Here is a 21,849-nt window from a genome sequence, read left to right on the forward strand (position 1 = left end):
GCTTTTAAGTTTAAATCCCCGTATGAATTTCTCTAAGCAATTGATTATATTAATATACTTCAGCTATAACCCGATATGCTTTAGCTATAATTTAAATTTAAGCAAGTAACGCTTCTACTTCGCGCTCCTCTTCTTAAAATACAAAACGCCCGATGACCTACATCGGACGTTGATCTAAAAATAACTGCGCAGCGGTTTAAAGGCTAGACAGTTAAAAACACATTAAGCTTCGGCTTCTTTGGCTTTGGACATGGTCAATGCCAGATCTTCAATCATGTCTTCCTGACCACCGACTGTGCCACGGCGGCCCAGTTCCAGCAGAATTTCGCGTGCAGATACGCCATATTTGGCTTCTGCACGTTTCGCAAACAACAGGAATGATGAGTAAACGCCTGCATAGCCCAGTGTTGCCGCATCGCGGTCTGCACGGATCGGGTTGTGCATCATTGGAATTACTAGGTCTTCTGCCACGTCTTGTACTTTAAACAGGTCAACCCCGGTGTCCATCCCCATACGGTTGGCAACGGCAATGAACAGTTCAAGAGGTGTATTCCCTGCACCTGCGCCCAAACCGGCAGAGGCCAAATCGACACGCACTGCACCGGCATCCACCGCAGCAACCGTGTTTGCCACGCCCATACCTAAATTGTGGTGACCGTGGAAACCTAGTTCAATACTTGGATCAAGCGCATCACGCAAGCATGCAACGCGATCGGTTACATCCTGAGGAAGCATATAACCTGCGGAATCCGTTACATAGATACAGTTTGCACCATACGACACCATCTTCTTCGCTTCTTCAAGCAGTTGAGCCGGAGTTGCCATATGGGCCAGCATCAGGAAGCCTACAGTATCCATCTCCAGCTTACGCGCAGCTGTGATGTGCTGTTCAGAACAATCCGCTTCCGTACAGTGCGTTGCCACACGGATGGTTGATACACCAATCTCATGAGCCATTTTCAGATGGTCAACTGTTCCGATACCCGGCAAAAGCAATGCAGATACTTTGGCATTCTTCATGCGTGGCACTACAGCAGACAGGTATTCTTCATCTGTTGCCGCAGCAAAACCATAGTTTACTGATGAGCCACCCAGCCCGTCACCATGTGTCACCTCGATTAACGGTACGCCCGCCTCATCAAGTGCAGTTGAAATCGCAATCATCTGCTCGACAGTGGTTTGATGGCGCTGTGGATGCATACCATCACGCAAAGTCATATCATGAACAATAATCTTAGACATGTGGTTGCTCCTTAAGCCTGTTCTTTTGCAAATACGTGTTCAGCAAACATTTCTGCAGTACGTGCAGCCGCCGCAGTCATGATGTCCAGGTTACCCGCATATTTTGGCAAGAAGTCACCCAGACCTTCGACTTCCATGAAGATCGACACACGGTTGCCATCAAACACAGGACCATTGACCAGCTTGTAGCCCGGTACATATTTTTGGACTTCTTTGATCATGGCATGCACTGATTCAGTGATTGCCGCCTGATCCGGTTCACCTTCAACCAAACAATGTACGGTATCGCGCATCATTAAAGGTGGCTCAGCCGGGTTGATGATGATGATTGCCTTGCCTTGTTTTGCACCGCCGACTTTTTCGATTGCACCGGCAGTGGTACGGGTAAATTCGTCAATATTCTTACGTGTACCCGGACCCACCGACTTGGTGGATACGGTTGCAATGATCTCACCATATTCAACCGGTTGAACGCGGGAAACCGCAGCGACCATCGGAATGGTCGCCTGACCACCACACGTTACCATGTTTACATTCGGCACTTCGCCCGCTGCAAGCAATGCTTCAAGGTTCACTGGCGGTACACAGAACGGACCAATCGCTGCAGGTGTCAAATCAATCATCAATACGCCCAGCTCATTCAGCTTGCGGCTGTTTTCTGCGTGAACGTATGCAGACGTTGCATCAAAGGCAATTTTAATGTCATCTTCAAGAACATGCGGCAGCAGGCCATCTACCCCTTCAGCCGTGGTTTTTAAGCCCATTTTCGCTGCACGTGCCAGACCTTCAGACGTTGGGTCAATGCCCACCATCCACACTGGCTCCAACCATTCGCTACGCTGTAATTTATAAAGCAAGTCCGTACCAATGTTGCCGGGACCGATCATTGCACATTTAATCTTTTTCATGAATGTACTCTCAAAATTCCATTATTCAGCAGCAAAAGCAGCTGTTACTGAACCAAAGCCTTCAATCTCAACCTTGAACTCATCGCCTGGCTGAGCAACCACCATCGGGCCTAAAGCACCGGTCAGGATGATGTCACCTTTGAGCAATGGGCGACCACGGCGTACCATCTCATCTGCAAGCCAGACCGCTGCATTTAAAGGATTGGCCAAACATGCTTTACCCACCCCTTGTGAGACCACTTCAGCACCACGAGTCATGACCATCTTGCAGTTCACCAGGTCAAGGTTGTCGAGCTTCACCGGACGTGAACCCAAAACAAATGCTGCCGAAGAGGCGTTATCTGCTACGGTATCAATCAGGCTGATTTTCCAGTTCTCGATACGGCTATCGACCACTTCAACTGCAGGAAGTGCATAATCAGTCGCGCTGATAATGTCTGCATAGGTGTGTTTTTCTTTGGTTAAATCTTCTTTGATCACCAATGCAATTTCCGCTTCAACTTTAGGCTGAATCAACAGACCGGCAGGAATTGCTTCACCATCGCCATAGGCCATGTCCGCAAACAACATGCCAAAGTCAGGCTGATCTACGCCGAGTTGTGTCTGAACCACTTTAGATGTCAACCCGATTTTACGCCCCACCAAACGGCGGCCTTCAGACAACGCACGCGCTGTATTGACTTCTTGAACGGCATAGGCAATATCCACGTCCGCACTTTCACCACCAAGTTCAGGGCGAATCGGTGCGATCGCAGTTTGTGATAATTCAGCGCGACGAAGGGCGTGTGCAACTGATTCAACAACAGCAGAATTCGACATCAGTGTTTCCTTAAACTGCAAAAATGAAGTTTATGCCTATATCCAGAAGAAGTCGTTCAGCAAGCTGGAAACGACCTGACAATGAGCTGGGATTGTCTGTCCTGAACGAGACATAAACATATACAATCTAAGAATCTGAAAATTAAGAGATGAATGCCAATAGTTATTTTATTTTTCGCTATAGCTATTAACTATTAATAAATTCAATATTACTTTAAATAAAACAGCGACTTAAGTTATAAATTTAACTAAATTCACAGCAAATTCATCAACATTGCTCTACGCTCAAATTGATCAAGTTTGCAGCATTAGACTAAAAGATAAGAACATATCCGGCAGTTGAGTGCATTTACAGGCACTCTTTTCAAACCGAGTGCCTGCAAGTTTACCGATCTCAAGATAAGCGATTAAATCGCTTCTTTCCATTGAACTTTAGCCAATAAAAAGCTATTCAGGCTGCGAATATCATGCACGATGGTCAAGGGATTAAACTGTGCCAGCGTTTCAGGCGTATGCACGCCATAACTCACCCCCACACTCGGCATCGCAATCTTCTGTGCCATCTCCAGGTCATAGGAGGTATCTCCCACCATAATCGCCTCATGCGACGCCACACCAGTTTCAGACAGAATCTCAGCCAGCATCAGCGGATCAGGTTTGGAGCGGGTCTCACTGGCCGCGCGGGTAACCGCAAACAGCTCGACACTCTCGGTTTGCTTTAGGACCCGATCCAGCCCTTTACGGCTTTTTCCGGTCGCGACCGCCAGTTTTACGCCCTGCTCTGCCAGCTCTTGTAACATCTCCGCCACGCCTGCGAACCAGCAATCTCCAGTAGAGTTCGCCACATAATGTTCAGAATAAGCCTGTAAAATATCGCTATGTAATTCTGGCACTGTCGGAAACAGACGCTCGGCAACTTCAGGCAAACCCAGACCGATAATACTTTTGGCATCGGCATCGGTCAGCGGCTGATTAAACTGCCGGGCTGCAAACTGGAGACTTGCCACAATCTGGCCAACTGAATCGAATAAGGTGCCATCCCAATCAAAAATAACCAGTTTTACAGGTGAGTTCATATAAGGTCCTAATATTTGATTCAGTATCTTTAAGCCCTCTCCTTCTAGGAGAGGGTTTGGGAGAGGTTAGTTAAATTTAATTCACTACCACAATTAATGTCAGTGAGCAGCTGTTTTCGTATAGGTATTATCTACTTTTCAAGGATGAAAAGTAGCAAAAATCCTTTGTTACTCTGATGGCACGTCCTTGTACCACAGAGTAACGGCGACATCCATGTCGCCCTTCATTGATTTAGAAATTGTCTTGAATCATCTCTACCTTTAATAAAGAAGGGAATTTTCCTCACTCAAATAAAGCAAAATCAGGAAGACTCATTAAAAAGCTAAAGATTACTCTTCATCTTCGGCAAGTGTGACCACCTTATCCGCCTTCTGCGCTCTGAGCTGCGCCACCAGACTTTGCATATCTTCAGGCAAGGGCGCCTCAATTGTCGGATAGCCTGGAATATCCAGACGCATGGCATGCAAGCACAAACGGCGTGGTTTAGGTCCTCTATATTCGGTTTCGTGACCATATTTTTCATCCCCCACCAAAGGATGACCAATACTAAAACCATGCACACGGATCTGGTGGGTACGCCCCGACAGCGGAGAGGCATAGACCAATGTGGCATGCATAAAGCGCTCTTGCACATTCCACTGGGTTTTGGACTCTTTGCCTTCTTTAGACACCCGCACGCGACGTTCGCCATTTGGCAGCTCATAACGATACAAAGGGGCATCAATCAACTGCTTGTCCAGACTCACCTGGCCTTTGACCACCGCAGCATAGGTCTTGTGAATTTTATGTTCTCGCAGCAGGTCTTGCAGGGTTTTTAGCACGCTACGTTTTTTCGAGATCATCACCAGGCCCGAAGTATCCCGGTCAATACGGTGAATCAGCTCCAGGTATTTTTTACCGGTTGCAGCACGTAACCCTTCAATCAGGCCATAGGCCACACCACTACCGCCATGCACGGCAATACCGGAAGGCTTGTTCACCACCATTAAGCCTTCATCTTCATAAATCACACGGGCCAACAGACCTTGAGCGACCTTGTCGGAGACGGGCGCTGCAGTTTCATCTTTCTGCTCATAACGGATCGGTGCTACACGAATTTGATCCCCAATCGAAAGTTTGGTTTCTGCTTTAATCCGTTTTTTATTCACACGAACCTGGCCTTCCCGAATCAAGCGATAGATACGGCTTTTGGGCACGCCTTTCAGACGACTAAACAGGAAATTATCGATTCGCTGACCATCCTGGTGTTCATCCACTTCAAACCAAGTGACACTTTGCCATTGTTGCGTAGAATTCATACAGTTACTGTGACCTGAAATTGACTTAAATTGAATAAAAAATGATCATTTAGATTATGCTTTACACAAGAAACATAAGCTTAGCCCATAGGCAGATGATGCAAGGTTTGATATAGTCAGCGCACGGAAACCATCGTTTGTGAATAAAAATTGAAGCATTTCAGATTTTTTTCTGAATTTGATTATTCAATTAAAGACTCACATGATACGGGAAGGTCCCCAAAGAATTATGCCGACGCCGAAGGCTTATTATATCGGCAAACAAAGCAAACTGTTGCGTTTAATTGTACCTCAGGTACATAAATCAGTTTGTCTGAAAAAATATGTCGCCAACCTAGTTGGTTTTTAAACGTAAACTGATACACATCAGATTAGTCGCACCCTGGAAACGACTTCAGGCTACAGTGTTTGATGCATTGGATCTGCACCGTTTGTAAAGATACGATGATAATTCCGTATCAAGACCCCCTATCTACAGAGAAGGGTTGATCTTCGAACAACGTGACAGTGAAAGTTACTCACATCCAATGCACCGCTCGTCCGCCAGTGAAGCGTTCAGGTGACTTTAATCATTTAAAGATTGAAGCCGTATTGTCATCCTCAATACGTGAATCAAAGCCGAAGCTGATCTATATAGGTAGCAGCCGGTAAAAAAAGACTCAGACCACAATGTCTTTACATTTAGTATCTGGGCCGTTGATCCGTGATGTGTGATGTTCGCTACGTGTCTAGCGATTTTTTGCTGTGTATCACTATAAGGTGTTACACCCATGAAACGTATGTTGATTAATGCAACACATGCCGAGGAAATTCGCGTTGCACTTGTCACTGGTCAGCGTCTTTACGATTTCGACTTAGAAAACCGTACCCGTGAACAAAAAAAATCTAATATCTACAAAGGTCACGTGACTCGCGTTGAACCTTCTTTAGAAGCTGTATTCGTTGAATACGGTGCAGGTCGCCAAGGCTTCCTGTCGATGCGTGAAATCGCCAATTCTTATTACAAAGCCGATCCTCGCCAAACGTCAAATATCCGCGAACTGATCACTGAAGGCACCGAACTTCTGGTTCAGGTGGAAAAAGAAGAACGTGGCAATAAAGGCGCGGCCCTTTCTACGTTTATTTCACTGGCTGGTCGTTATCTGGTGCTGATGCCAAATAACCCGAAAGGTGGCGGTATCAGCCGTCAGATTTCAGGTGCAGTACGTGAAGAACTTAAAGAAATGCTGGCCTCCCTGAACGTACCGCGTGGTATGAGTGTGATTGTTCGTACTGCCGGTATTGGCCGTTCTCAGGAAGAGTTACAACTTGATCTGCAACACTTGATGGATCTTTGGGCTCAAATCCAGAGCACAGCCAATTCTGGTCCATCCCCAATGCTGGTGCACCAAGAAGCTGGTGTCGTAACCCGTGCCATTCGTGACTATTTACGTGATGATGTTGCTGAAATCCTGATTGACTCAGAGCAGGCCTATAACGAAGCTTATAATTTTGTAAAAGCCGTCATGCCGCGTCAAATTGACAAGCTGAAAACCTATACCTTAAATGAGCCTTTATTTGCCCATTTCGGTGTTGAAAGCCAAATTCAGACCGCTTATGAGCGTGAAGTCAAACTTCCGTCTGGTGGTTCAATCGTGATTGACCAGACTGAAGCCCTGGTGTCAATTGACATCAACTCGGCAAAGTCGACCCGTGGTCAGGACGTGGAAGACACCGCACTCAACACCAACCTGGAAGCCGCTGAAGAAATCGCACGTCAATTACGTTTACGTGATATTGGCGGCTTAGTCGTGATCGACTTTATCGACATGACCAAAGACCGCAACCAGCGTATGGTCGAAGCCAAACTGCGCGAAGCGACCCAAAGTGACCGCGCACGTATCCAGTTCGGTCAATTATCCCGTTTCGGCCTGATGGAAATGAGCCGTCAGCGTTTACGTCCGTCTTTGGAAGAAGCGACTGGCTATGTTTGCCCTCGCTGTCATGGCACAGGCATGGTACGTGATTTACGCTCACTTTCCCTATCGATCATGCGTAAAGTCGAAGAAATTGCCCTACGTGAACGTCATGGTGAAGTACAGGTTGAAGTTCCGGTTGAAATCGCGGCCTTCATGCTGAATGAAAAGCGTCACAGCCTAGTTTATCTGGAACAAACCTCCAATGTACGGGTGACTGTGCTGCCACACCCGCACCTGGAAACTCCGCATTATGAAATCACGTATAATGCTGAAGGCTTTGCGCCGACCAGCTATGAGCGTACAGAAGCCACTCGTTCAAGTGAGAAAGAGTTAGGTTATGAGTCTTCTGAATGGCATCTAGAAGAAGAACAGCATGCGCAACATGCTGCACCAGCGCCTGCACAGCCACAACAAAACAATGGCCGCAATCACAATAAACGTCGTAATCAGCAAAACCAGCCGGCTCAACCGCAAGTTGCACAGCAGGCCCCTGTTCAGGCAGCAGCTCCTGTAGCATCAAGCAGCCCATGTGCGTGGTTAGAAAACCTGTTTGTACAAAAACAGGCAGCCACTGTAGATCAGTCCCGTACAGCAAATAATGCTGCTGCCGCGATTGAGCAAATGGTAAATGGTGGTGCGGTTAGCCGTGGTCAGTTTGGCCGGGTCAATACAGCAGCTCCGGCGCAACCAGTAGCCAGCGTGGCACCAGCAACATCAAGTAATGTGTATCTTGCGCCCTCTACCGTGGCACACAAGCAAGAGCCTGAGCCGACTGAAAAGCTGGTAGAGCGTGAAGAAAAATCACAGCGTCCGCATAAAAAGCAGCGCCCTAGCCGTCATAAAGACACACGTGAACACACTCAGTCTGAAAGCTCTACTGTATCGACATCTCACGCCAACACCTCTCATCAGGTGGTGGAAGAAGTAGTTCAGGTATCACGTCAAGAGCAACGTCAAGAAGCACGTGAACATAAACGTCATTCTCGCCGTCAGCATCATAACGACACTGTACAGAGCCATGATGCTCAGAACAATGAGCAGCAACAGAATGTGCCACGTCGTGACCGCCGCAACCAGCAACGTCCGGAACGCCCGAATCGCCACCGCGATCCAAGCGTGCTGAATGAACCAGCAGTGGAAACACCGGTAGTGCCTGAAGCAGCAGCTATCAACCAGAAACAGCCTCAGGTTGAGATGATAGATGCGCCGCGTCAGGACATTATGCCGACAGCTATGGTGGTGAATATTGATCAGGCAAGCAGTGAAATTGTCGCATTAAACGGCACAGCAGTACCTGTTGCAACACCAGCTCCTGAAGTGACTGCGCCAGCTGATGCACCTGTAGAGGTTCCACCGGCTGAAGAGTTCTTGGCTGAGGTGAAGACAACTGAAGTAGAAGAGCCGCAAGTCAAGGCTGAAGCTCAGTCGACCAAGCCGCGTGCCAGCAATGATCCGCGTCAGCGCCGTCGTCAACAGCGTGAAGGTCGATCTCAACAGGCCAAAACACCACAATTGACTGCGTCGCAAATTCCGACTCTGGGTCAGTTTACGGTGGGCAGCCTGATTCGCCATGTATATGGTGAAGACTGTTCTGTGCTGATTGAACAGTTCGGTCTATTACCCACCTTCAACCGTGCCTTGCTGAAGTTTACGCAGGAATATAATGCGACTGTAGCCAAAGCAGCAGCACCTGAGCCTGAGAAAAAGCCTGTCACCCGGGATGTAGAAGTTGCCAAGGCACAGCCTGAAGCAGAGCCTGCACCAGTTCTGGATTTAACACCGCCAGCGCCTACGCCAACCGCGCGTGTAGCCAATGACCCGCGAGAGCGCCGTCGTTTAGCTAAACTTGCAGCAGAGCAAGCCTTACAGCAGGCGAAGCAGCAAGCTCAGGCCGGGTCGGCAAAAAAACTGGCTGATGCACCTGTCGAAGAGGCTGAGGCAGTAAAAGCAGAACAAGCTGAAGTGACCAGCACTGAGACAGTTCAGGCCGATGTGGCGAAAGCGCCAACAAATGCGACCGTAACTGCTGAAGTCCCGGAAAACACAGCAGTCGAGTCAGTGCCCGAAGAAGCCGTAACAGCTGAAGAAGTGACGGACACGCCAGCAGCTGCAGAAGTGGCCGAAGTCAGCGAAGCTCGTGAAGAAAAGCCTCAAGCTGAACAGAAAGCGCCTATCACTGAAACTGCGGATTCACCTGCCGCAGATCAAACAGCGACTGAAGCAGCAGAGGCGGAGAAAGCCGACAAGCAGGCTGCTCGTCCACGCCGTCCACGTGGCCGTCCACCTAAAAAAGCAAATCCTGCAACGGAGTCATAATTCGCCCAATTGTAGGAAGATAAAAAAACCTAGTCATTTCGGTGACTAGGTTTTTTTTGCTAAATTTAGTCAGAATAGGTTGATTGCACTAGACTTTAAACGTTAAAAGATAAGAGTTAAGCGTTTATTGCATATAAATCACATGTAGTGGATACGAAAAATAAATAGGAAGATCATGAGCCAGATGAACCAACCCGATCTGATTGGTATTGCAGATGTCGCAGCCAAAATTCCAGCTTTTTTAAATAAAATACCCAACCTGCTGCATGGACTAAAACAGGCTTATTTACGTACTCCCAATACCCCAACCGGTCTAGGTATGGCTTTTGAGAAAGCGGTCATGCGTAATCCGGACGGAAATGCCTTACTGTTTGAAGAACAGTGTTATAGCTATGCGCATTTAAATGCTTGGGCCAATCAGATTGCTCATTTCTATCTTTCCTTAGGCGCACAAAAAGGCGATGTGGGGGCGGTCATGATCGAAAACCGCCCCGAACTCATCGCGACAGTTATTGGTCTGGCAAAAATTGGCGTGACCATTGCCCTGCTCAATACCTCACAGGTTGGCAAAGTCCTTGCGCATAGCATCAACCTGGTCAAGCCGTTTGCTGTGATTGCCGGGGAAGAGTGCCGTGTCGCAATTGATGAAATCCGGCATGAGCTGGCTATTGCTGCGGGTCACTTCCACTGGTTTGCAGACCAAGATACACAAACAGATGCTGGGCAGGCACCCGAAGGCTTTGTCAATCTAGCAGAAAAAATTGACCTGTTCCCGAAATTCAACCCGTCTACCACCGGCTCAGTGCAGGGCAAAGACGGCCTGTTCTATATTTATACTTCGGGAACCACCGGCTTGCCGAAAGCTGTCATCTTTAGCAATGGACGCTGGACACTGGCCTATGGCACCTATGGTCATGTACTGAACCTGAATCAAGAGGATGTAATGTATTGCACCCTGCCACTTTATCATGCCACGGGGATGGTCGTGTGCTGGTGTGGCGTGATTGCAGGAAGCAGCGCACTGGCCATTCGGCGTAAATTCTCGACTTCCTCATTTTGGAAAGATGTCAAAAAATTCGATGCATCCGCAATTGGATATGTCGGCGAATTATGCCGTTATCTGATGGATGCACCGCCTTCGGAGCAGGAACACGGCCACCGCGTCACCAAAATGATTGGCAACGGCATGCGCCCGAATATCTGGGACAAGTTCAAAGCACGTTTTGGGATTAAAGAAGTTCTAGAGCTATATGCCTCCAGCGAAGGCAATGTTGGCTTTAGTAATGTATTTAATTTTGACAATACAGTCGGCTTTTCGCCCACGCCCTATGCAATTATCGAATTTGATAAAGAGAGAAATGAACCAGTCCGGGATACCAAGGGTCACTGCAAACGGGTAAAAAAAGGTGCAACTGGCCTGTTAATTGGCAAGATTACCCGTCGTTCGCCTTTTGATGGCTATACCGATCCAGAAAAAAACAAGTCCGTGATTATGACCGACGTTTTCACTAAGGGAGATGCCTATTTCAATACCGGTGATCTGGTGCGTGATATCGGCTTTCGGCATGCCCAGTTTGTAGACCGTCTCGGTGACACTTTCCGCTGGAAAGGCGAAAATGTCTCGACTACTGAAGTCGAAAACATGCTGACCGAATATGAAAAGATCGTTGAAGCAGTGGTCTATGGCGTGGAAATTCCCAATACCAACGGCCGTGCCGGCATGGCGGCCATTACCCTGCAGCCAGGCAGTGAACTGAACGAACAGGACCTGAAACAGATGGTGAGTACCTTTAAGCAATGCTTGCCTACTTATGCAATTCCGGTGTTCTTGCGTATCCAGCAGCAAGTGGAAACTACGGGTACCTTTAAATACCAGAAAAACCAGCTTAAAGAACAGGCGTTTGATCCTCAAAAAACCGATGAACGCTTGCTGGTTTTGCTTCCGAATGCGACAGAATATTGTGAATTGACTCAAGAAATATTCAACAATATTCAAGCCTATCAATACCGTTTTTAGTTTCAAAGTGCATTTTTTAAAGAGATTGAGTGAATTTGTTGCATTTATAAACAAACATCAACAAGTTTGCTAATTTTTACTTGCGCTCAGTTGATAACTTGCTACAATACGCTCCATCAAAACGGAAGTGGTGTTGAGGAAATCTCTTTTTCTTGCACTGCACATTCAGACCAAGTTTGAGTGTTGGTTCAGGGTCGTTAGCTCAGTCGGTAGAGCAGCGGACTTTTAATCCGTTGGTCCCGCGTTCGAATCGCGGACGACCCACCACTTATTTTGATGTACCTAGAGATGGGTCGTTAGCTCAGTCGGTAGAGCAGCGGACTTTTAATCCGTTGGTCCCGCGTTCGAATCGCGGACGACCCACCATCTTTTAAAGGCTTCTGATACGAAGCTCTTTTCGCTTTTAAAGCAATATCTTGAATGGGTCGTTAGCTCAGTCGGTAGAGCAGCGGACTTTTAATCCGTTGGTCCCGCGTTCGAATCGCGGACGACCCACCATTCTCCCCCTCAGAATAATTTTCTATTGATCAACCGATCATTCCAGTTTAGATCATAACGCTTATCTTATTAATTTTTATAAGTATATTCTAAGTTCGAACAAGCTAGCCCGTTTTTACCCTTCGATGCCCCTGACATTATTCAAGGTCTGATCGCTTATTGCGGCGGGAAATTATCTTTTTTGCTCAAGACATAAGCTTTAGAGGGTGCCGGATAGCCACGCTCAAATAATTCCTGATTGATGGTTTCTTTTTCACTATGAATTTTTTCCAGATTCATCACCAGCTGATTGCTATTTTTAATAATGTAATAAAAGCTGGCACCTTCTTTACGCTGGATAATCAGCTCGGTACGTTCCGGATTCACGATCCAGCGATCTTTACGATAGGTGATATTGCCATCATCGGAGTTCTTTGAATTATCAATAAAAATTTTACCATGCTGCACAATACTGCGATGCACTGTACCATCTGCCAATAAAGTCAGAATAAATTCAGCTGTTCCCTCGATACAGGGTACAAAACGGCCATCACACTGAATTTTAGCGCAATAGCGTCCTACAAAATCCTGAGCATATTCAGGTACAGGCTGAGACTCCCCGGCTGTTTCGGCCCGAAAATTGGTCTGGGAGGCGATCTGGGTCAAGGACTTGGCGACCACCGGCTCTGTAGGCACGGTATTGGCCGCCGTTATGCTGATCCCACTGGCCTGTTCCGATCCAGCAATTTCCTGCATAGGCTGAACCTGGTGACGATCACAGGCCAACAACCCCGCTATACCAGCGAATACCAGACCCAGCCGACTCAAAGTATTGAATGCATAAACTGACACAATTGATTTCATCTTTTCACGCACCGCAATAGGGCTATATATGCCATAGGGCTTATAAGAGTTGTATAAATTTTTGACATAAATCAATGAATTTTTCATTATGTTAGAGGCTGGAGCCTAAATAATTAATCTTTATTAACATTACTTAACGAATTAATCAGGAGGATACGCTTTAAAATTTGCAAAAAAGCTCCATCTTTTAATTCATGAATCATTTTGTAAAGATTCAAGCTTATTTTTTTCAGGAGATATGTATGACCAATGTTGGTTTATATCGCTCAAACCGCTCCAATATGATTGCAGGTGTCATGGGCGGTATTGCTGAACGTTTTGGTTGGAACGTCACCCTATTACGTCTTATTTTTGTTTTGCTCTCGGTGATGAGCGCGGCCTTTCCGGGTATTTTGGTTTATCTGGTCTTATGGCTGGTGATTCCAAAAAAGAACCTGATGCTGGAAGAATAACCCTTATTTTCCTTTAAGTTTTCACCCAGATTGAATGTGGTGAACTTTTATACCGCAATAATTCCCCCAAATTATTGCGGTTTTTTTATTGATTTTTCCTTCTATTTTTTAAAGCCGATCTCAAGCTGGCTATTTACCCTACCGCAGATTCGCTATAACTTAGTCATGTATTTCTAGAAATGGATATTCAATGACGCAGGCAGAATGGATCATCTTATGTCTTTGTGCATTTGCCGCGCTGTTACACGGATTAAGCGGCTTTGGCTTTCCAATGATGAGTACGGCGTTACTCTCGATGCAATACTCCTTAAGTCTGGCCATCGCTCTGGTCATTCTGCCCTGCCTGCTGCTTAACCTGATTTTACTCAAAGCCGATCCCTCCCGGGGGATGCTCGCAAGCATCACTTATCATTTTAAAAAATACTGGCCACTGATTCTGAGCAGCCTGTTGGGCAGCCTGCTCGGTGTAAAATTACTGCTTTGGCTGAATGAGGGCTATCTTAAATTATTGCTCGGCGCAGTGATCCTGTTTTATGTGCTGGACCAGCTGCGCCACCAGCCTTTTCAGGTCAGCCCCACTGTATGCAGCATGCTCGGGTTCGGTCTGCTGGCAGGGACAATTGGCGGGGCCACCAATGCCATGGCCCCTTTTTTAATGATGTATCTGCTGAGCTGCAAGATTTCTACCACTGAAGTCGTGATGGTCAGCAACCTGAATTTTATTGTCAGTAAACTGGTGCAGCTCTGTGTGCTCTTCCCTCTCCTGCTACAGCTCAATCCCCAACAGCAGTATATTTTAGTCTGGATCACAGTATTTGCGCTGGCCGGCGTCTGGATAGGTGGAAAGATTCGCCATCGGCTATCACCACAACATTTTAGATCTCTGGTCTTAGGACTGCTGCTGATTTTTGGCCTGCATGCACTCTGGCAAAGTACTGCACTATTACAACATTCTGCGCTACTCATTAAGTAGTATATTTTTCAGGACAATATCCATTACATTAGATCAATAATAACCAGGACAAATTCTTTCAAATAAAATGTGGAGTAAGGAGATTGTATGAGTGTTAATTTAACCACCCCGACCAATGTCATGCCCAAAGGAAGCCGTAAGGGTTGGATTCTGATTATTCTTTCCACCCTGATTGCCTATGGTCTGTATAACATTTTGCCCTATGATGAAAATGCCAATAAGGGCTTAGCCCTATTAATTTTTATTGGTATTTTATGGCTGACCGAAGCCTTACATATTACGATTACTGCACTACTGGTTCCCGTGCTGGCGGTGCTGCTGGGCATGCCCATGGCCTCGGGTGAGGAACTGGTTCCCATCACGACTCAGGCAGCATTGGCCACGTTTGCTGATCCGGTAATTTTCCTGTTCTTCGGCGGTTTTGCTTTGGCAACGGCGCTGCATATCCAGAAACTCGACAAGAAAATTGCTATGTGGATTATTTCACTCTCCGGTGGGCATCTTGGCGTCTCGGTGCTGGCAATTTTTATTGTCACCGCCTTGCTTTCCATGTGGATTTCCAATACTGCCACCGCAGCAATGATGTTACCGCTGGCACTGGGCTTACTTGCACATCTGGATGTGCAGCATGAACGCAAAACCTTTGTTTTTATTCTGCTCGGGATTGCCTATTCCGCCAGTATTGGCGGTCTTGGCACCATGGTTGGCTCACCGCCCAATGCGATTGCGGCCAAGGCGCTCGACTATGATTTTGCCGACTGGATGAAAATCGGTTTACCGATGATGCTGATTATCCTACCTGCCATGCTGGTCAGTCTGTATCTGGTGCTGTGTCCCAAACTGAATCATAAAGTCCAGTTTATCACTGAAGATATTCCCTGGACCGGCACCCGTATCGCCACCATGATTCTGTTCCTATGTACTGCAACCGCCTGGATTTTCAGCAAGAAGCTGACGGAAAATTTCGGGATCAGCCAGCCCGATACCTGGATTGCCATTTTAGCAGCTTGTATGGTGGTCATTCTGGGCACCGCGACATGGAAACAGATTTCAGAGAATACCGACTGGGGCGTGCTCTATCTGTTCGGTGGTGGCCTGACATTAAGTGCCGTTCTGAAAGATTCAGGCAGTTCACTGGTGCTGGGTCAGACTCTGGCCAATGCCTTTGGGGATGCCTCTCCACTACTGATTATTTTCGTGGTAGCGACCTTCATTATTTTCCTGACCGAATTTACCAGTAATACGGCCTCTGCCGCACTTCTGGTTCCGGTCTTTGCCGCCATTGCTGCCCAAATGGGTATGCCTAAAGAAATTCTGGTGATTGTAATTGGTATCGGTGCTTCCTGTGCCTTCATGCTACCTGTAGCCACCCCGCCAAATGCGATTGTGTTTGGTACCGGTCATATCCAGCAAAGTGAAATGATGAAAGTAGGCTTTGTCCTGAACATCATGTGTATTTTCCTGATTTCCCTATTTATTTACTGGTTCTTTATTTAATCTATCTTTTCAAATACAGACCAAAGCACACTCCGGTGTGCTTTTTTATGGGAATCTCCAAATTGTTCTAGTCTGCAAAAAGATAAGCCCTGTTTTTTTCTACACCTTAAATTCTATAAAACTGGCTGATAAGCAGACTCAATAAAATACAGGCCTCATCCCTGCTATAGGCAATTGAGTGTCTAAGCTTTCATTTTAAGATGGTTCAGTTCCTGATTTAAGGCGGCAATAATATCGGCCCGGCTAATAATCCCCACCAGCTGCTGCTCACTTACCACTGGAATATAATTAAAAGAACGTTCAACAAAATAAGGCACCAGATCCTGAATCGGTTGCAAGGGCTGCACTGTCACCACCTTACGGGTCATAATGTGTTTGACCGGATGTTCCCAGCTGCTGCGAAGATCACCAGCGTGCTTCAACCATTCCACCACCTCATACATCGCCAGGGTCCCGACCAGTTTTTCATTGGCATTGACCACTGGCAGGCTCATCAGGTTCATCTGCTTAAACTTGTCCAGAGCATGCTGAATATTATCTGTTTCATGCAATGTGACCACGTCCTTGGTCATAATATCCTGACAGCTGAACTGGGTGACTGCACGCGCATTGGCCAGGTCTTGTGCCTCTAAAATAATCTTTTGCAAATCATATTCACTAATGTCCAGCAGCTCGGTCTGATGGTCCAGCACGTCCTGAATATCTTGCGGCCGAATCGTCACTTTCTGGGTCGGCGTTGGGTCTTTGGAACGAGTATTCAGCTGGGCCTGTTGCTGTGGATAACGCTTGCCAATCATCCGGTTAAAAATAATTGCAATTACCATCAACAAGACCGAATTGAGCAGTACCGGATAAAAAACAAAGGCATAGCCCAATTCATGTACCGCACTACCGCCCAGTACTGCTGTAATAGCCACCGCACCACTGGGTGGATGCAGGGAATCGGTGGTCATCATCAGGATAATTGCTAGAGCCACTGCCAGACTAAAGGCTTCGGTCGGATTGGCAATATACAAGGCACAGGTCACACCGATCACCGCAGCAATGGTATTTCCCACCATAATGTTCCAGGGCTGTGCCAGGGGACTGGCTGGAACAGCAAAAAGTAGGACCGAAGACGCACCCATCGGCGCAATATACCAAGCCTCAAAGTCTCCCAGTATCCAGTAACTCAGCAGGGAGGATACTCCAAGACCCAGCAATGCACCGATTCCACATAACAAACGATCTTTAAAAGGAAGAACTTTAAAATTGGGTTTTAAGGTATTAAGCCATTCGAGATTTGAGTGAAACACGCTTTGCCTGGTCTGATTTTTTTACAAATTTTGCGTATTATAAAACCAAGTGTTATTGAAGATGTATTCATTTTATATCTTTTCTAAATTGATTTTTTTACTGATACAACAATGCTTAAAATAAAATCAATAAATATCAAATACTTAAAACCATATTAAATAGAATCAGTGCTAAAAAGTCTCATCATTCTTTTCTATTCCACTTAACAATTATTATCTCAAGCAGAACTGATCCATCTTTTAGCTCAAGTAAAAGACCTCACTATCTGCCTGCCTGTTCCGGATCTCACTGAAAAAATTATGCGTTTTTGTCAGATGAAGGCTGAAGAACAGCTACTCGTCATAGTGAGAATGGAGGACAGGTTCAAAGAGTCAATCACGATCACTCATGTAGAATTACAGAATTTTCATCGTCTTGTACTGAGATTTGCACAGAGATTTAGCTTAATGTATGAACCAAAAGTTACTATCGAGCTAGAACCTTTTGATGATAAAACGCTATTGGACTTTACCTGGATGTTTAGCGATTTGGCTAAAAAACCATCCCAACTGTGCATTTGAAATCAGGTAGCGCATAAAAGATTTAAAAACAGGGATCAGAGCTTAAACCTTTGCCACACTCCGGCAAAGTCCTTATAATTGAGCGCAATTTTTCTCTAATTTTAAGTGGATGACCATGAGTCGCGCCATATCGCATATTGATACTTTCCAAGGCTTAATTCTTGCCTTACAAAACTACTGGGCGGAGCAAGGCTGCGTCGTGTTACAACCTTACGACATGGAAATGGGTGCAGGAACATTCCACACTGCAACCTTCCTGCGTGCGCTGGGTCCTGAAACCTGGAACGCGGCCTATGTACAGCCTTCACGCCGTCCCAAAGATGGCCGTTATGGTGAAAACCCGAACCGTTTGCAACACTACTACCAGTTCCAGGTGGTACTAAAACCCAACCCGGACAACATCCAGCAGCTTTATCTGGATTCTTTAAAAGCGATTGGGATTGATCCTTTGGTACACGACATCCGTTTCGTGGAAGACAACTGGGAATCGCCGACACTGGGCGCATGGGGCTTAGGCTGGGAAGTTTGGCTCAACGGTATGGAAGTGACGCAGTTCACGTACTTCCAGCAAGTCGGTGGTGTTGAATGCTACCCGGTTACTGGTGAAATCACTTATGGTCTGGAACGTCTGGCCATGTATCTACAAGGGGTAGATTCGGTTTACGACCTGGTCTGGACCAAAGGCCAGTTCGGTACAGTGACTTATGGCGATGTATTCCATCAAAATGAAGTAGAGCAATCGACTTATAACTTTGAATATGCCCCGATCGAGAAGATGCTCGATCTGTTCGACTTTTATGAAGCTGAAGCATCTCGCCTGATTGAAGCTGAACTGCCATTGCCTGCTTATGAACAAGTCATTAAAGCATCTCATTGCTTTAACTTGCTCGATGCACGCGGCGCAATCTCGGTGACTGAGCGTCAGCGCTATATTTTACGTGTACGCACGCTTGCACGTTCTATCGCACAAAGTTATGTTGCTGCACGTGCCAAACTGGGCTTCCCAATGGCTGAACCGCATCTGCGTGATGAAGTCTTGGCACAATTAAAAGCCCAAGTGGAAGCAGAAGCAGCCCAAGCAGAAAAATCAGCGGAGAACAAATAATGTCTAAACATACCATTTTATTTGAACTTGGCTGTGAAGAACTTCCACCAAAAAGCCTGAAAAAATTACGTGATGCGCTGCAAGCAGAAACCGTAAAAGGCTTAAACGATGCTGGACTGGCTTTTGATTCTATCGAAGCATACGCAGCGCCCCGTCGTCTGGCTTTAAAAATTGTCAATGTTGACGCTGCGCAAGCCGATACGCAAAAACGTTTTGATGGTCCTGCTGTACAGGCGGCGTATGATGCAGAAGGTAAACCGACGAAAGCCCTAGAAGGCTTTATGCGTGGTCAAGGGATTAGCGTTGATCGGGTCTCTACTTTTCAGGCCGGTAAAGTTGAAAAAGTGTGCTACTACAAAGATGTCAAAGGTCAAAGCCTGGATGCGCTGTTACCGCAAATTCTACAAAATGCGCTGGACAACTTACCTATCGCTAAACGTATGCGCTCTGCGGCAAGCCGTACCGAGTTTGTACGTCCAGTGAAATGGGTGGTATTGCTCAAAGATGATCAAGTGATCGAAGCAACGATTCAGGACCACCAAGCCAGTAACCTGAGCTATGGTCACCGTTTCCATGCGCCTGAAGCGATTACTCTGGCCCATGCGGAAGAATATCTTCCGAAGTTAAAAGCAGCTTACGTTGTGGCGTCTTTTGAAGAGCGCCAAGCCATCATCGACCAGCAAGTCAAAGCGCTGGCGGATGAGGTGAATGCGATTGCAATTGTACCAAGCGACCTTCGTGATGAAGTGACTGCACTGGTTGAATGGCCGGTGGCTTTACGTGCCAGCTTTGAAGAGCGCTTCCTGACCGTGCCGCAAGAAGCGCTGATCACCACCATGCAGGACAACCAGAAGTACTTCTGTCTGGTAAATGCTGAAAATAAATTACAGCCTTACTTCATTACTGTATCGAATATCGAATCTAAAGATCCGGCCCAGATTATTGAAGGTAACGAGAAAGTTGTTCGTCCGCGTCTATCTGATGCTGAATTCTTCTTCCTGCAAGATCAGAAGCAGCCACTGGCTTCTCGTAAAGAGAAACTGGCCAATATGATCTTCCAGATAGAATTGGGGACGCTTTGGAACAAGTCTGAACGTATCGCCAAACTGGCTGTTGCACTGGCGCCCATTACCGGTGCAAATGCTGCTGATGCTGAAAAAGCCGCGCTGCTGGCAAAATGCGATTTGACCTCTGAGCTAGTGGGCGAATTCCCTGAACTTCAAGGGATTGCGGGTACTTACTACGCACGTCTTGAAGGCGAAAATGATGAAGTTGCAGAAGCTTTAGGTGAACAATATTTACCTAAATTTGCAGGTGACGTTTTACCGAAAACCAAAACCGGTACGACGATTGCCCTGGCGGACCGTTTAGATACCTTGACGGGGATTTTCGGTATTGGTCAGGCACCGACTGGCTCTAAAGACCCGTTTGCACTGCGTCGTTCTGCGATTGGTATCCTGCGTCTGGTGACTGAAAACGAGCTGGATGTTTCAATTGAAGAACTGATCAAACTGGCTTTGGCTGCCTACGGCGATGTACTGAAAGATCCGGCGAAGACTCTAGCCGATGCTGTTGCCTTCCTTGAAGGTCGTTACCGTGCCAAATATGAAGACAAAGGCGTTGCTGTTGATGTGATTCAAGCGGTTCAGGCGTTGACACCAAAATCCCCACTGGATTTTGACAAGCGTGTCAATGCAGTTAATCACTTCCGTACATTGCCTGAAGCTGCTGCTCTAGCTGCTGCCAACAAACGTGTTGCGAATATTCTTGCCAAAGAGGCTGCTCCTGCTGGTGAAGTTGTTGAAGCAAACCTGGTGGAAGATGCTGAAAAAGCATTATTCGCTGAACTTGCGAAAATCACACCAGTGGTTGAGCCGCTGTTTGCTTCTAAGGATTACACGGCTGCGTTGTCTGCATTGGCTGCCCTGCGTGCGCCAGTTGATGCATTCTTTGACGGTGTCATGGTCATGGCGGATGATGCTGAGCTAAAAGCAAACCGTTTACGTCTGCTTGCTCAGTTACGTGACCTGTTTACCAAAGTGGCTGATATTTCGGTGTTACAGCACTAAGCTAATTAGTTGAAGTTTAAACAAAACCCCGCTATAAATTAGTGGGGTTTTTTTTTGAGCAATAAGAATGAAGTTAATCAAAGTACATGTAAAAAATTATCGAAGTATTTTAGATAGTGGTGAAATCGAGATTGAAAAAATCAAAACGGTTTTAGTTGGTATCAATGAATCTGGCAAAACTACTTTACTAAAAGCTATTAACCAATTAAACCCCGCTAGTGACGTTGAAGAGGTCAGTCTCTTACGAGATTTTCCGCGTGCAAAGTATGCTGATCATATTAAAGGACAAGAAATAGAAAAAGTTTGTTCTTCTACACTTTTAGTTAAAGGTACGTTCTGCCTAGAATCCTCGGATAGAGAACAGATACTCTTTAATTTTCCAGAAATAGAAGAGTTAGAAATAGATTTAGAAAAAGTTTTTTACGTTAAAGATAAATTTTATAAAGGATCTAGTCATCTTCTAGAAAATTTTGATCGCTTCACTTTTGGGAGTATAAAAAAAGATATCCTACGGTTAAATGAAGCTCTAAATCAGTCATCAAATGCTGAACAATTAATTCATGATATAACTTTAATTTTACATCAATCGAAAGGAGATAATTATTATATTATTGAATCAGAAGCCATAAGTTTAAAAATACTTCTTGAACAAGCTGAAATAAAAATTGATGAAGAGAATCAAAAAGAATTAGATCGAATTTCAAATATCTTAAAAAAATTAAACACCAATATAATTTATTATAAATTGCTCAAACAACTTTCAACAAAACTTCCAAAATTTGTTTACTTTAATAATCTTAGATTAGCATTTGAAGTGCAACACCATGTTGTTGCCATAATACCTGACTCGGACTTTTAAAGCCGAGTCTTTTTCTTGGACGATGATTCAAGCGTTGAGTAATTTCTGCAATATAGGCATCC

The 21,849-nt window shown here is 46.0% G+C and carries 15 protein-coding genes and 3 tRNA genes; 11 read left to right on the forward strand and 7 right to left on the reverse strand.

The features are described from left to right. Positions 1 to 222: 222 nt before the first annotated feature. From dmpG to E2K74_RS08355, 5 genes are all read right to left on the reverse strand, one after another. Complete coding sequence (gene dmpG, locus E2K74_RS08335; RefSeq protein ID WP_151207099.1) at positions 223 to 1,242, reverse strand: 4-hydroxy-2-oxovalerate aldolase; 1,020 nt, start codon at positions 1,240 to 1,242, stop codon at positions 223 to 225. Positions 1,243 to 1,253: 11 nt separating this feature from the next. Further along, the gene (locus tag E2K74_RS08340) at positions 1,254 to 2,150 is read right to left on the reverse strand and encodes an acetaldehyde dehydrogenase (acetylating) (RefSeq protein WP_151205425.1); all 897 of its coding nucleotides are present in this window, start codon (positions 2,148 to 2,150) and stop codon (positions 1,254 to 1,256) included. Positions 2,151 to 2,171: 21 nt separating this feature from the next. Beyond that, a complete protein-coding gene (locus E2K74_RS08345) occupies positions 2,172 to 2,969 on the reverse strand; it encodes a 2-keto-4-pentenoate hydratase (RefSeq protein WP_151207100.1) in 798 nt (265 codons plus the stop codon). Between the two features lie 407 nt (positions 2,970 to 3,376). Next, positions 3,377 to 4,045, reverse strand: a complete 669-nt coding sequence (locus E2K74_RS08350; protein ID WP_151207102.1) for an HAD-IA family hydrolase — start codon at positions 4,043 to 4,045, stop codon at positions 3,377 to 3,379. 330 nt (positions 4,046 to 4,375) lie between these two features. Continuing rightward, positions 4,376 to 5,344, reverse strand: a complete 969-nt coding sequence (locus E2K74_RS08355; RefSeq protein WP_151207104.1) for an RluA family pseudouridine synthase — start codon at positions 5,342 to 5,344, stop codon at positions 4,376 to 4,378. Positions 5,345 to 6,114: 770 nt separating this feature from the next. On the opposite strand from E2K74_RS08355, the gene E2K74_RS08365 reads away from it, so the two are divergent. The 5 genes from E2K74_RS08365 (at position 6,115) to E2K74_RS08385 (ending at position 12,133) form a co-directional block, all read left to right on the forward strand. Next, a complete protein-coding gene (locus tag E2K74_RS08365; protein WP_151207106.1) occupies positions 6,115 to 9,618 on the forward strand; it encodes an Rne/Rng family ribonuclease in 3,504 nt (1,167 codons plus the stop codon). Between the two features lie 175 nt (positions 9,619 to 9,793). Next, complete coding sequence (locus E2K74_RS08370) at positions 9,794 to 11,635, forward strand: long-chain-acyl-CoA synthetase (protein ID WP_151207108.1); 1,842 nt, start codon at positions 9,794 to 9,796, stop codon at positions 11,633 to 11,635. Positions 11,636 to 11,826: 191 nt separating this feature from the next. Then, a tRNA-Lys gene (locus E2K74_RS08375) sits at positions 11,827 to 11,902 on the forward strand. A gap of 23 nt (positions 11,903 to 11,925) precedes the next feature. Beyond that, positions 11,926 to 12,001 (forward strand) — tRNA-Lys (locus E2K74_RS08380). Positions 12,002 to 12,057: 56 nt separating this feature from the next. Next, positions 12,058 to 12,133: transfer RNA gene (locus E2K74_RS08385), tRNA-Lys, on the forward strand. 156 nt (positions 12,134 to 12,289) lie between these two features. Here the strand turns inward: E2K74_RS08385 and E2K74_RS08390 are convergent. Then, a complete protein-coding gene (locus tag E2K74_RS08390) occupies positions 12,290 to 12,976 on the reverse strand; it encodes a hypothetical protein (protein WP_151207109.1) in 687 nt (228 codons plus the stop codon). 242 nt (positions 12,977 to 13,218) lie between these two features. Here E2K74_RS08390 and E2K74_RS08395 point away from each other — a divergent pair, with 242 nt between their 5' ends. The 3 genes from E2K74_RS08395 to E2K74_RS08405 all read left to right on the forward strand — a co-directional run bounded on the left by E2K74_RS08395 (position 13,219) and on the right by E2K74_RS08405 (position 15,898). Continuing rightward, the gene (locus E2K74_RS08395) at positions 13,219 to 13,428 is read left to right on the forward strand and encodes a PspC domain-containing protein (RefSeq protein WP_151205123.1); all 210 of its coding nucleotides are present in this window, start codon (positions 13,219 to 13,221) and stop codon (positions 13,426 to 13,428) included. A 190-nt stretch (positions 13,429 to 13,618) separates the two neighbouring features. Next, positions 13,619 to 14,401 (forward strand): sulfite exporter TauE/SafE family protein, encoded by a 783-nt coding sequence (locus E2K74_RS08400; protein ID WP_151207111.1) that lies wholly within the window; start codon positions 13,619 to 13,621, stop codon positions 14,399 to 14,401. Positions 14,402 to 14,488: 87 nt separating this feature from the next. Continuing rightward, entirely contained in the window at positions 14,489 to 15,898 is a 1,410-nt protein-coding gene (locus tag E2K74_RS08405) for an SLC13 family permease (protein ID WP_151207113.1), read from the forward strand. A gap of 182 nt (positions 15,899 to 16,080) precedes the next feature. Here the strand turns inward: E2K74_RS08405 and E2K74_RS08410 are convergent, their stop codons facing one another. Next, positions 16,081 to 17,193 (reverse strand): HPP family protein, encoded by a 1,113-nt coding sequence (locus E2K74_RS08410; RefSeq protein WP_151207115.1) that lies wholly within the window; start codon positions 17,191 to 17,193, stop codon positions 16,081 to 16,083. 676 nt (positions 17,194 to 17,869) lie between these two features. Here E2K74_RS08410 and glyQ point away from each other — a divergent pair. The 3 genes from glyQ to E2K74_RS08425 all read left to right on the forward strand — a co-directional run bounded on the left by glyQ (position 17,870) and on the right by E2K74_RS08425 (position 21,787). Then, positions 17,870 to 18,859, forward strand: a complete 990-nt coding sequence (gene glyQ, locus E2K74_RS08415) for a glycine--tRNA ligase subunit alpha (protein ID WP_151205127.1) — start codon at positions 17,870 to 17,872, stop codon at positions 18,857 to 18,859. Continuing rightward, positions 18,859 to 20,928, forward strand: coding sequence for a glycine--tRNA ligase subunit beta (gene glyS, locus E2K74_RS08420; protein ID WP_151207117.1), 2,070 nt, complete (start codon positions 18,859 to 18,861; stop codon positions 20,926 to 20,928). The genes glyQ and glyS overlap by 1 nt, the downstream gene beginning before the upstream one ends. Positions 20,929 to 20,995: 67 nt before the next feature. Next, positions 20,996 to 21,787, forward strand: a complete 792-nt coding sequence (locus E2K74_RS08425; RefSeq protein WP_151207119.1) for an AAA family ATPase — start codon at positions 20,996 to 20,998, stop codon at positions 21,785 to 21,787. The last annotated feature ends 62 nt before the right edge of the window (positions 21,788 to 21,849 follow it).

Source organism: Acinetobacter sp. RF15B (assembly GCF_007558235.1).
Taxonomy (GTDB): Bacteria; Pseudomonadota; Gammaproteobacteria; order Pseudomonadales; family Moraxellaceae; genus Acinetobacter; species Acinetobacter lwoffii_C.